General features: G+C 63.2%; 10 protein-coding genes. 7 read left to right on the top strand and 3 right to left on the bottom strand.

What is annotated here, in order from left to right; translation table 11 throughout:
• Positions 1–58 precede the first annotated feature (58 nt).
• Positions 59–769: a TetR/AcrR family transcriptional regulator gene (locus D9V28_RS08705; RefSeq protein ID WP_220700476.1), complete on the top strand. Its 711-nt coding sequence runs from the start codon at positions 59–61 to the stop codon at positions 767–769.
• Positions 770–807: 38 nt separating this feature from the next.
• On the opposite strand, the gene D9V28_RS08700 is transcribed toward D9V28_RS08705, so the two are convergent.
• Positions 808–1,368 (bottom strand): hypothetical protein, encoded by a 561-nt coding sequence (locus tag D9V28_RS08700; RefSeq protein WP_147440951.1) that lies wholly within the window; start codon positions 1,366–1,368, stop codon positions 808–810.
• Positions 1,369–1,390: 22 nt separating this feature from the next.
• Positions 1,391–1,975 (bottom strand): hypothetical protein, encoded by a 585-nt coding sequence (locus D9V28_RS08695; RefSeq protein ID WP_183086477.1) that lies wholly within the window; start codon positions 1,973–1,975, stop codon positions 1,391–1,393.
• 491 nt (positions 1,976–2,466) lie between these two features.
• Here D9V28_RS08695 and D9V28_RS08690 point away from each other — a divergent pair, with 491 nt between their 5' ends.
• From D9V28_RS08690 to D9V28_RS08665, 6 genes are read left to right on the top strand one after another with little or no spacing between them, the layout of a single operon-like run.
• The gene (locus tag D9V28_RS08690) at positions 2,467–2,556 is read left to right on the top strand and encodes a potassium-transporting ATPase subunit F (RefSeq protein ID WP_121659318.1); all 90 of its coding nucleotides are present in this window, start codon (positions 2,467–2,469) and stop codon (positions 2,554–2,556) included.
• 1 nt (position 2,557) lies between these two features.
• Complete coding sequence (kdpA, locus tag D9V28_RS08685; RefSeq protein WP_121659317.1) at positions 2,558–4,231, top strand: potassium-transporting ATPase subunit KdpA; 1,674 nt, start codon at positions 2,558–2,560, stop codon at positions 4,229–4,231.
• Positions 4,232–4,233: 2 nt separating this feature from the next.
• On the top strand, positions 4,234–6,393 hold the full coding sequence (gene kdpB, locus D9V28_RS08680) for a potassium-transporting ATPase subunit KdpB (protein WP_121659316.1): 2,160 nt from the start codon (positions 4,234–4,236) through the stop codon (positions 6,391–6,393).
• A gap of 35 nt (positions 6,394–6,428) precedes the next feature.
• Positions 6,429–7,037 (top strand): potassium-transporting ATPase subunit KdpC, encoded by a 609-nt coding sequence (kdpC, locus tag D9V28_RS08675; protein WP_121659315.1) that lies wholly within the window; start codon positions 6,429–6,431, stop codon positions 7,035–7,037.
• Between the two features lie 3 nt (positions 7,038–7,040).
• Positions 7,041–9,584, top strand: a complete 2,544-nt coding sequence (locus D9V28_RS08670; RefSeq protein ID WP_121659314.1) for a DUF4118 domain-containing protein — start codon at positions 7,041–7,043, stop codon at positions 9,582–9,584.
• A complete protein-coding gene (locus D9V28_RS08665) occupies positions 9,581–10,333 on the top strand; it encodes a response regulator (protein ID WP_121659313.1) in 753 nt (250 codons plus the stop codon). The genes D9V28_RS08670 and D9V28_RS08665 overlap by 4 nt, the downstream gene beginning before the upstream one ends.
• Positions 10,334–10,402: 69 nt before the next feature.
• Here D9V28_RS08665 and D9V28_RS08660 read toward each other — a convergent pair whose 3' ends face one another.
• Entirely contained in the window at positions 10,403–12,544 is a 2,142-nt protein-coding gene (locus D9V28_RS08660; protein WP_183086476.1) for a DUF7927 domain-containing protein, read from the bottom strand.
• Between the last annotated feature and the right edge of the window lie 65 nt (positions 12,545–12,609).

Raw genomic sequence — 12,609 nt, 5'->3', positions numbered from 1 at the left:
TCAGTGTCACCCTCTCGGGGGGATATGCGCTCGATACTTCGATGCCTAGAATTGCCCAATGTTGGACCCGGAACGGATGGGTTCGGTCTCAAAGACCGTTCGTGAACGCATCGTCGATGCGTCCTATCCCATGTTCGTTCGGTCGGGTATCCGCGAGGTGACGCCGGAGCAGGTGCAACAGGCAGCAGGAGTCACAGCCGAAGAGTTCGATCGGGAGTTCGCTTCCCGCGACGATCTCGGCGCCGCAGCCCTGGTGAAGCGCGAAACCGACTGGACATACGGCATCGTCGTGACCGGGGCCCGCGCCCGCGGGACGACGCCCGAAACCCAGCTGCTCGCCATCTTCGAGGTATTCGATGAGTGGTTCCAGCGCGACGACTACGAAGCGTGCACCTTCATCAACGTCCTCCTGGAAATGGGGCCAGAGCATCCGCTCGGCCGCGCAAGCATCGTGCACCTTGACCATATCCGCGCGTTCGTTCAGGATCTCGCGGTGCAGGCTGGGCTCGTCGATGTCGAGGAGTTCGCGCTGTCGTGGCACATCCTCATGAAGGGCGCCATCATCAACGCGGCTGAGGGCGACGCCAGAGCCGCGTCCCGTGCTGGTGACATGGCGCGCGACCTGATTGCTCGGTTCTCGCCGGATGCTGCGCGCAACGCTCAGCCAGACCCCACGGCATACGAGGACTTCGACTGGGAATACGACGACGCCGTGCAGAGGCGGGCACCGAACGTGGACTCGAGCCTGTCGTTCGACGACTACCACTGAGCGCAATCGGTTCAAAGCGCCGCGCGGACGCTGCCTCCCTACTTGCGGCAGGGCGCCGAGGGATCGTCCTCCCCCGGGTCTGCCGCATCTCCACGTGCGTGGTCGACGGGCGGCGTGCCGGTTCGCACGTCGAAGAGCGGCGTCGCCCCTTCGCACGGCACCGCGATCAGGTCGCCGGTTGTGAGGTCGTGCGGCAGTCGTACGAGCCCTCGGCTGTCGCCCGAGACGGGGTGCAGCAGCATCCGCGGGTGCCGATGCGCGCTCACGCGCCCGACCAGGCGTGCAGCGGCAAAGTTGGGGCGGCACTTGTCGAACCTGGCATCGACCCACACGTCCAATCGGGAACTGTGGGGGACCGTGTCGATGCGGACCACTCGCGTGAGGAGCACCGTGATGAACCGCTGCGGTGACCTGGTTTGTGCGGGCCACGCGGCGGATGCCTCTCCAATTCGGACGAGCGGCGTTGGTTCGACAAGCGCCGCGTGGGTCAGGAATGCGCCGTTGAGAATCACGTCCGTGTCGGTATGCACCGCGCCCGCTGGCCACAACTGAGCGGCGAAGCGTAACGCCAGGGCGTGGTGAGCCCAGAGACTGTGCACGAGGGTCACCGTTCTGGCCCGGTCATGCGAGGGACCCTAGCCAGACCGGCTCCGAACCCGTTGCCTCTGGGCCGTCAGCGAACGGACTGGTGCGTAGCGGCTGAGGCCGCACCTCGCGGAGGGTGACCATGCCGGCGCAGGGCACGACCAGCCGGTCTCCTTCACGGAGGTCAGCTGGCAGGGGCACAACGTGTCGGCCCGTGCACGGAACCTCGTGTGACTCACCGGAGAGGAGAACGGCCGTGGTCGCTTTGGCCGTGGAGGCACGACCAATCAACCGGGTTTCCTCCCACACGGCTGGCACGCTGTCGAGGCACGCATCGATGAGCACCACCCGCTCGGCGTCGAAGTACTGCAGAACTGCAGAAATGCGGACGACCACAACGGCGGCGTCCCTGGCGAGTGCCGGCGCCTGCCGCCACTCGGGCATCATGGCGTCTCCTGTGTGAACGCACGGTGTTCCGCACAGTTCCGCCAGGCGAAGCATAGAAATTCCGGCAACGGTGAGATCGGTCGTCGTAGCTTTCGTGTGCGCTGGCCACGAGCTGGCGCGCAGCGGATCGGGGATGCTTCGACGCAGGGTTGGGATTAGAGCGGTGAGTGTCAACGGAAGTTCCTCAGATCGAAGGAGGAGGGCTCAGGAGGCTCCGATGCTGAGGCGTAGGAATCTGTCATGGTTCAGTCCTAGTCCCGCGAGGGCCTACCGATCGGCAGCTCTAACGGAACGCATGCGGAAATGCTCCGGATCCCGACGGAATTCCCATGTGTGCGCGTGCTCGACCGGGTTCTTCGCGGGCGTCGGGAAGGGAACCCAAACCTGGCGCACGAAGCACTATCGACAACCACATCCCGGTGTGCCGTAGGAGTGTTGTTAGGTTTCCCCGCCGGACTGTTGGGATTCCGTTAGGACGAGGATTTGGCTCCGGTCGAGGGGTGTCTAATCAAATGTCGCGCCCACGGAGGGCGGCCGCATCGCCCACCCGGGGCGCTGCGCGAGACGTCTTGAGAAGGAACCAACGTGCTTGACTTCGTCTACGTGCTCGGCAGCATTGCCGTGTTCGTGCTTGTCGGTCTGATCGGCAAGGGGGTCGAGAAACTGTGATCGTTTTCTCCCTCCTGGCCGCAGGCCTCGGTATCGCCGCCATCGCGTACCTTGTGTACGCCCTCGTGAAGCCGGAGCGATTCTGACATGGACGTTCTTACAGCTGTCATCCAATTCGGCACTCTCGCGCTCATCCTCGCGCTGCTGTATCGCCCACTCGGTGAGTACATGGCTCGCATCTTCACCTCGAGAAAAGACCTGAAAATCGAGCGCGGCTTTTACCGGCTCATCGGCGTTGATTCCTCAACCGAGCAGTCCTGGCAGTCCTACCTTCGCGGTGTGCTGTGGTTCTCCGGCGTCGGACTGATCTTCGTTTACCTGCTCCAGCGTTTGCAGACAGTTCTGCCGTATTCGCTCGGGCTCCCCGCCGTCCCCGAAGGTCTCTCCTTTAACACGGCTGCATCGTTCGTCGGAAACACGAACTGGCAGTCATACTCGCCAGAACTGACCATGGGCTACACGGTTCAGATCGCCGGCCTCGCCGTGCAGAACTTCGTGTCGGCCGCGGTCGGCATCGCGGTTGCGATCGCCCTGGTTCGGGGTATCGCCCGCAGCCGGTCCGGCACAATCGGTAACTTCTGGGTGGACCTGACCCGAGGCACGCTCCGCCTGCTCCTCCCCATCTCGGCGCTTGGCGCGATCATCCTGATGGCGGGAGGTGTGATTCAGAACTTTAATGGTTTCACCGAAATCTCGACTCTGAGCGGTGGCACCCAGAACCTGCCGGGCGGCCCTGTCGCTTCGCAGGAGGCCATCAAGAACCTCGGCACCAACGGAGGCGGGTTCTTCAACGCTAACGCGGCGCACCCGTTTGAGAACCCCACAGCTTGGACCAGCCTGTTCCAGAACGTCCTGATGCTGATGATTCCGTTCGCTCTCCCCCGTACGTTCGGACGGATGGTCGGCGACAAACGCCAGGGGTACGCGATCCTCGCCGTCATGGCCACTTTCTACGTGGCTTCACTGGTGATTCTGTCCTCGCTCGAGCGAGCCGGCCGCGGCACGGCTCCCGAACTCGCTGGCGCTGCTTTGGAAGGCAAGGAGCAACGTTTCGGCATCTTCGGTTCGACCCTGTTCGGTTCGACGAGCACGCTGACGTCCACCGGCGCAGTGAACTCAATGCACGATTCGTACACAGCCCTCGGCGGCATGATGCCGATGCTCAACATGATGCTCGGTGAGGTCGCTCCCGGCGGTGTTGGCTCAGGTCTCTACGGACTCCTGATCCTGGCGATTATTGCCGTGTTTGTCGCCGGGCTCCTGGTCGGTCGCACACCTGAATACCTCGGTAAGAAAATCGGTCCGACACAGATCAAACTGGCCAGCCTGTACATCCTCGTGATGCCGACGCTCGTTCTCGTTGGAACCGCGTTGAGCTTCGCCATCCCCGGCATCAGGGACGACGTGACGAGCACCTCGATTTGGAACCCGGGAAATCACGGGCTCTCCGAAGTGCTCTATGCGTTCACCTCCGCGGCCAACAACAACGGCTCGGCTTTCGCGGGCCTGACCGCCAACACACCGTGGCTGAACACAACGCTCGGCCTGGCCATCCTCCTCGGTCGCTTCATTCCAATCGTTTTCGTGCTCGCACTGGCCGGGTCGCTCGCCGCCCAGGACAAAGTCCCGGCGACCGCTGGAACCATGCCAACCCACCGACCGTTGTTCGTCGGTCTCCTCATCGGTGTGACGCTCATCGTGACCGCTCTCACCTTTTTCCCGGTTCTCACACTGGGTCCGCTCGCAGAAGGGCTGCTGTAACCATGTCCACCATCACGACACCATCGCCGACCCAGCAGGCGCCCGCACCACAACCACCGAGCAAGCGTCGCTCGACTTTCACCCTGGCCGCGCTGGTTGAAGCCCTCCCAGGCGCTTTCCGCAAGCTCGACCCCCGGCTGATGTGGCGCAATCCCGTCATGTTCATCGTCGAGGTGGGGGCGGCTCTGACCACCGTCATTGCCATCGCTGAGCCGTTCCTCGGCGGCCCCGAGTCGTCCGGCGGCTCAGCCATCCCCTCCACCTTCACCTGGGGTATCGCGGTATGGCTGTGGCTGACCGTCCTCTTCGCGAACCTGGCCGAGTCCGTCGCTGAAGGTCGAGGTAAGGCACAAGCTGACAGCCTGAGAAAAACACGCACAAGCACAAAGGCATACCGCGTCACCAACTACGACGCGGCCGCAGACCCGGCAGCGACCCAATCGGAGATCACCGAGCTGTCATCGGCAGAACTCGAACTCGGAAACACAGTGGTGGTCACGGCCGGAGAACTCGTGCCGGGTGACGGCGATATCGTCTGGGGCATTGCGTCGATCGACGAGTCAGCCATCACCGGCGAATCTGCGCCGGTTGTTCGCGAATCCGGCGGAGACCGCAGCGCCGTTACCGGTGGAACCCGCGTGCTCTCGGACCGCATCGTCGTACGGATCACGTCGAAGCCAGGCGAAACCTTCGTCGACCGGATGATCAGCCTTGTTGAGGGAGCCTCGCGCCAGAAGACTCCGAACGAAATCGCGCTGAATGTCCTGCTGTCGAGCCTCTCGATCATCTTTGTTGTGGTCACCCTTACGATCAACCCGATCGCGTCATACGTCGGCGCTGAGGCAAGCGTGCCCGTCCTCATCGCGTTGCTGGTGTGCCTCATCCCGACGACCATCGGGGCCCTGCTGTCTGCGATTGGTATCGCCGGCATGGACAGGCTTGTCCAGCACAATGTTTTGGCGATGTCGGGGCGAGCGGTCGAAGCGGCTGGTGACGTCACCACACTGCTGCTCGACAAGACCGGCACCATCACCTACGGAAACCGCCAGGCGGCGGAGTTCGTGCGGTTGGCCGGAGTGTCCGAACAAGACCTCGTTCGCGCTGCGGCCCTGTCGTCCATGGCCGACCCAACGCCAGAGGGCAAGTCCATCGTTGACCTCGCTGCCGAGCAAGGCGTTCACGTCGGGGATTTCGCCGTTGGTGAGGTCGTCCCGTTCACCGCGCAAACCCGAATGTCCGGGCTCGACCAGCCGGACGGCACTCAGATTCGGAAGGGTGCAGGTTCGGCGGTCATCGCCTGGATCGAACAGGACGCTCGAGCGGCCAGTTCTGTGCTTGCCGATGTCGACGAACAGGTCGAACGGATCTCTCAAAGCGGCGGTACCCCCCTGGTGGTCGCTATGAAGTCGCCGGGGCAGGGCGGAGCGATTCTCGGTGTTGTTCACCTGAAGGACGTCGTCAAGGACGGGCTCAAGGAGCGGTTCGCTGAACTCCGGTCGATGGGTATTCGCACCGTCATGATCACCGGTGATAACCCGCTCACAGCCAAGGCAATCGCCGCGGAAGCGGGCGTCGATGACTTCCTGGCGGAAGCCACTCCGGAAGACAAGATGGAGCTGATCAAGAAAGAACAGTCAGGCGGCAACCTCGTGGCCATGACCGGTGACGGCACCAATGATGCCCCGGCGCTTGCGCAGGCAGACGTCGGCGTTGCTATGAACACGGGCACCTCGGCGGCGAAGGAAGCCGGGAACATGGTCGACCTCGACTCGGACCCGACCAAACTCATCGACATCGTTGCCATCGGCAAGCAGCTGCTGATCACTCGGGGCGCACTGACGACGTTCTCCATCGCGAACGACATCGCCAAGTACTTCGCCATCATTCCGGCGATGTTCGCCGGTGTGTTCCCGGGTTTGGCGGTGCTCAACGTGATGGGCCTGCAGTCACCGGCATCCGCAGTGCTCTCGGCGATCATCTTCAACGCGATCGTCATCATCGTGCTGATCCCGCTTGCTCTTCGTGGCGTGAAATACCGTCCACTGAGCGCCTCGAAGGTGCTGAGCAGGAATTTGCTCGTTTACGGCGTGGGCGGCGTCGTCGCTCCTTTCGTAGGAATCAAGCTGATCGACCTCGTCGTCAGCCTGATCCCCGGCTTCTGATCCGCTGATTTCACACGAGAAAGTAGACACACACCATGAGTGCATCACGCACCAACCTTCGCAGCGCGGGCGTCGCCCTCCGATCGATGCTCGTTCTCACAGCCGTGCTTGGCGTGGGCTATCCGCTTGTCATCACCGGTATCGGGCAGCTCGCTCTCCCCGGTCAAGCAAACGGCACCACCGTAAGCGTCGACGGTGAGACCGTTGGATCCGCTCTCATCGGCCAGTCGTTCGTCGACACGGAAGGAAATCCACTCCCTGAGTGGTTCCAACCGAGGCCATCGGCTGCCGGTGACGGTTATGACGCAGGCGCGTCAAGTGGGTCCAACCTCGGGCCGGAGAATCCTGATCTGATTGCGGCGATCGAAGAACGCCGGACCCAGGTCGCTGAGTTCAACGAAGTGGAAGAGACCGAGGTTCCCTCAGATGCGCTGACCGCCTCCTCGTCGGGTCTCGACCCTCACATCAGCCCGGAGTACGCCCTGTTGCAGGTGACGCGGGTCGCGGCTGAGCGCGGTCTTCCTGAGAACCAGGTCCGGTCGGTGGTTGAGGCTAACATCCAAGGCAGGGACATCGGTTTTCTGGGCGAGACAACCGTCAACGTGCTCCGACTGAACGTTGCGCTTGACGCACTGAAAGGCTAAATCATGAAGCGAGGGCGGCTGCGAGTCCTGCTCGGCGCCGCCCCAGGCGTTGGAAAGACCTACACGATGCTCGAGGAAGGCAAACGTCTTCAGAGCGAAGGTCAGGACGTGGTTGTCGCGGTCGTGGAAACCCACGGCCGCGCGGCCACGTCCGCCATGACGGATGGCCTGGAGATCCTGCCTCGCGCCACCGTGTCACATCGCGGGGTGGAGCTGACCGAGATGGATCTGGGCGCTGTGCTCGCGCGCAAGCCGGACGTGGCCCTCGTTGATGAGCTTGCTCATACGAACGCTCCCGGCTCCACGCACGAGAAACGATGGCAGGACGTCGAAGAGCTGCTGGCAGCGGGGATCAACGTGATGTCCACGGTCAATATTCAGCACATCGAATCTCTCAACGACGTCGTACAGCAAATCACTGGTGTCCCCCAGCGGGAAACGATCCCGGATGAAGTGCTCCGCTCCGCAGACCAGATCGAGGTCGTGGATCTCGCCCCGCAAGCGCTCCGCGACCGTTTAGCCACGGGGCGCGTCTATCCGGCCGAACGCATCGATGCGGCGCTGTCGAACTACTTTCGACTCGGAAACCTCACAGCGCTGCGTGAACTGGCGCTGTTGTGGCTGGCCGACGAGGTCGACAGCGCTCTCAAAAACTACCGAGCTGAACACGGCATCGACAGCAAGTGGGAAGCACGCGAGCGGGTGGTGGTCAGCCTCACCGGCGGTCCGGAAGGTGAAACACTGCTGCGACGTGGCGCCAGAATTGCCGCCCGATCCGCAGGCGGAGAACTGCTGGCCGTCCACATCACGAACCAGGACGGCTTGCGAGCGCCGAACCCCGAAGCGTTGGCCGCCCAGCGCGCATTGGTCGAAAAGCTCGGTGGCAGCTATCACCAGGTCGTCGGCGACGACATCCCCCGAGCGCTTGTGGAGTTTGCGCGCAGCGTCAACGCCACACAGCTTGTCATCGGCGTCAGCCGCCGGAGCCGTCTCATGGCTGCCCTCACTGGGCCCGGTATCGGGGCCACAGTTACGCGCGAGGCTGGCAGCATCGACGTTCACATAGTGAACCACGAGGCAGCCGGAGGGCGCTTTTCTCTGCCCCGGATCGGTGGAGCGCTCACCCACAGGCGGCGCCTGGCCGGGCTTGTTTTTGCCCTGGTTGGCGGACCTCTCCTCACGTGGCTGCTTGTGACCTTTCGAAGCGCTGACTCGATCACGAGTGACGTGCTCAGCTATCAACTGCTCGTCGTCGTCGTTGCCCTCATTGGCGGCATCTGGCCCGCCCTCTTCGCGGCCCTCCTCTCCGGTCTGACGCTTGACTTCTTTTTCGTCGAACCGTTGCACACAGTTTCCATAGACGACCCACTGCACCTGCTCGCGCTCGTCCTGTACGTCGTCAACGCGGTCCTCGTCAGCTACGTCGTCGACCAGGCAGCTCGGCGCACGCGTGCGGCCAAACGTGCCGCCGCCGAATCCGAGCTGCTCGCCACCGTCTCGGGAAGTGTCCTTCGCGGCGAGGGCGCACTGCAGGCGTTGGTCAGTCGCACCAGAGAGGCGTTTCACCTCACCGGTGTTCGCCTTCTTGTGGACGGCCAGATCGTGCGACGCGACGGCGAGCCGACCCCCGACGGGAAATTCGCCACGGTCCCGGTCGGAGCTCGCGCCATGCTCGAGCTGCACGGCCCAGATCTTCGCGCATCCGAGAGGCGCCTGCTCGCCGTCATCACCACGCAAATCGACGCGGCCCTGGAGCACTCCGCTCTCACTGAGACGGCGAACGAAGTCGGGCCGCTCACAGCCGCAGACAAGGTGCGGAGCGCATTGCTTTCAGCCGTTAGCCACGATTTGCGGCGGCCACTGGCCGCCGCAACGACGGCGGTAAGCGGACTGCGAGCGACCGATGTGATCCTGTCTGACGCGGACCGCGCAGAACTGCTCGCCACCGCGGACGAAAGCCTCGGCACCCTCGCCTCACTCGTGACCAACCTTCTGGACGTCAGCAGACTCGAGGCCGGCGTGCTCGCTGTGCAGCTGCTTTCTGTCGACGCCGAAGACGTGATCCTGCCCGCTTTCGACGAACTCAACCTCGGCCCGAGTGAGATCGAACTCGACCTGGATCCGACCCTCCCGTCGATGCTGGCCGACCCGGGGCTCCTCAAGCGCGTCGTGACCAACCTGCTCGACAATGCTCGCCGATTCGCGCCACCCGGAACCCGGGTACGAATCTCAACCAGTACGTTTGCGGGCACCGTGCAGATACGAATCGCCGACCATGGCCCAGGGATCGCCCCCGAACGCCGCGACCAGATATTCGTTCCGTTTCAGCGCCTCGGCGACACCGACAATCTGACCGGCCTCGGCCTTGGGCTGGCGCTCTCCAAAGGGTTTATTGAGGGAATGGGCGGAACCCTCGAGGCCGAGGACACTCCAGGCGGCGGCCTCACTATGGTCATTGCCCTCCCCACGGCGACCGCGTCGTCCTCCGTGAGCACGCCGGACATTCGATCGACCCGTGCCGCACGGTCAGAGCAGGACAACACATGAAGATACTTATCGCCGACGATGACACCCAGATTCTCCGTGCCCTTCGCGTCACATTGAGCGCGCGCGGCTACGAAGTCATCACCGCGGCCAATGGCGCCGAAGCCATCAACGCGGCGATCAAACATCACCCGGACATCTTCATGCTCGACCTCGGCATGCCAGAGCTCGACGGAATCGATGTGATTCAGGGGCTCCGAGGATGGACACAAGCGCCGATCCTCGTGGTCTCGGGGCGAACCGGGGCAGCGGATAAGGTCGAAGCCCTCGATGCGGGCGCGGACGATTACGTCACCAAACCGTTCTCCATCGACGAGCTCCTCGCGCGCATCCGTGCCCTGACGCGCCGGGTGCCCAGCGCCGAAGCACCACCGGTCACCCGGATCGGCGACCTGACAATCGACCTCGCGGCCAGGAGCATCACCCGCACGACCCAGGGCAATACCGAACGCGTGAGGCTCACGCCCACCGAGTGGGAAGTGCTTGACGTGCTTGTGCGCAACGCCGGCAAACTTGTCACTCGGCAGAGCCTGCTCAGCGACATCTGGGGCTCAGCGCACATCACGGACACCGGCTACCTCCGGCTCTACATCGCGCAACTCCGAAAGAAGCTGGAGCCTGATCCCTCCCACCCGCGTTACATCCTCACCGAGTCGGGCATGGGGTATCGATTCGAATTGGAAACCGACGAAGCGAAGACATCCCCTCAAGCGGTCCCGAACCAGGCAGAAACTGAGCCTGAGTCGGCGTGAACAACGCGTGCTCCACACGCACTGAAGCTCCCCACAGCACGCCGTGGGGAGCTTCAGTGTCTCAGGGTGTTAGACCGCGCTCGCCCTGCGGCGTGCGAGAACCAGAGTGAGTCCGGCGCTGAGGAGAAGAATCACTGCCGCGATTCCTCCAGCAACACCAGCGCCCGTCGAGGGCAGTCCGCTGCGGTTCTCCGCGTTAGTGACCTCGGCAGCGGCGGGCGCTGCGGCCGCAGGCGCCGTGGTGGGGTGCTCAGTGCACAGTGTGTTTTCGGTGACACACTCCGACGGCGGGGCGTCACCCGTTCCCGTGACGAAGTTGGCGAGGAGGTGATCGCCCTGCTCCGCATAGTTCTTCACGGTCACGGCATACGTCACTGTGAAGGATGTCCCGACCGGAATATCCCCGGTGATGCGGATCACATCACCTGAACGAACCACTGTGATTTCCGAAGCGGATGCCATCGGTTCAGTGGTGAGGTCAGCATCGTCGAGAACACTGCCGAGTGAGTCCGTGTAATCGAGCGACACCGCATCAGCGTTCGCGCTGGCGGACGAGTGGGTGAACGTGAGCGTGTAGTTCACCGTTTTCCCATCGGCGACAGCGGTTCCTGAGGCCGGGTCAGACGACTTGGTCACGGACAGGCTGGAAACCGGGTTCGAGGTGCACAGTGCATCGGTGTCGAGGCAGGTGGCTGGAGGGGTTGCCCCAGCCGGAACCACGAAGTTGTCAAGCTGGTCGTTGCCGCGCTCACCGTCGCCGTTCACCTCTACCGTGTAGCTGACCGTGACGGTCTGGCCTGCGGCCAGCGTGCCGTTCACCGTGAAGCGTCCGTTCTCGATGGACGAAGCAGTGAGCACGCTGCTCGACGCCACTGGCGCCGAAACCACGAAGGAGTCATCGAGGACATCGGTGAGGACGTCGTCGTAGGTGACCGGCGCGTCAGACACTCCGGTGTTCTCGAAGACCAGGGTGTACTCGAGTTCCTGCCCCTCGGTCACCGTCGTTCCGGATGCCGGATCAACTGACTTCGACACCCGGACATCGGGGTCGATGCACAGTTGGGCGGCGCTGACGTTGTTCGCGGGGTTCGCGTCCAGTTCGTTACCGGCAACACTCGCAACGTTGACGTAGCAGCGACCTGCCTCAGCCGTCAGGAGATTGCCCACGAATTCATAGGTGCGCGTCTCGCCGACCTGGAGCGGACCCGAGGAGCAGGTGAGGACGCGGGCATCGATGGTGCATGCAGGGTCCGACGCGGTGAACCCGCTGAAGTCGGCGCCAATCGGGTCGGAGAACGAGTGCCCGGTCGAAACGCCAGGGCCGTTGTTTGTCACGGTGACGGTGTAGGCGATCTGGTTCTGGCTGGCGTCGACGAACGCGGCGGTCTTCACGATGCCGAGGTCGACGGGGGGCGCCGGGATCGACGTTGCGTCGTTGTTGAACGAACCGGGACCGTCGATTCGGTTGATCAGCGTGAAGGTGGGGGTGGTCGCGATGTTGTCGACTTTCACCCGGTAGATGCCACCGCCGTTGAATGACAGTCCGATATTGCCGCTGCCGTACTTCCACACGCCGCCGTACACGCCGAGCGGCATGGAGTCGGGGGCCGGGAAGTAGTCGATCGAGGATGTGGCTGGATCGAACCGGACGAACCGCCCATCGGAACCAAGTCCGATCAGGTACCCGGACTCCCAGACGAAGTCGGGAGCACCGGTTGTTCCGCTTGCGGTGAGGTCGGTGCGCCCGAGTGACGAACCGGTGGCGATGTCAACCCGCTCGATGGTGACGCTGCGGCTCGCTGTGTCGCTCCGGTGCAGGTAGTAAATGCCGTCGTTGTCGATGTCACCGGCGTTGAGGAGGGTGGTTCCCTCCGCACTCAGGAAGGTGCTTGTGCCGATGCGTGCGTAGTCGCCGTTCTGTCCGATCGCGACGACCGAGCCGGCGGGGGTCGAAACATCCGTCGACCTCTGCACATATGCGTAGACGAACCGGTCGTCCGGGTTGAACGCAATCGCGTTGACACGCAGGCTGTCGACGCTGAACGCTGGCTCAAAGGTCGATCCACCCGAGTTGTTCTGAATGACTTCATAGAACTGGGTTGTTGATGCACCCTCAGGCGCCTGGGCGATGAAGATTTTGGGGGCGTTCCCGTCGAAGGCTGTCAGTTCGCCGATGTCGGCAACCGGCTGCGCATATGCTGCAGTCGGCACCAGTAACATCGTCAAAATGGCCAACACCGTTGCCCATACTTTGGTTTTCACACTGCTCCGTCTCA

Source organism: Mycetocola zhadangensis (genome assembly GCF_003668565.1).
Classification (GTDB): Bacteria; Actinomycetota; Actinomycetes; order Actinomycetales; family Microbacteriaceae; genus Mycetocola_A; species Mycetocola_A zhadangensis.
This window is presented reverse-complemented; position numbering and strand designations above follow the sequence as displayed.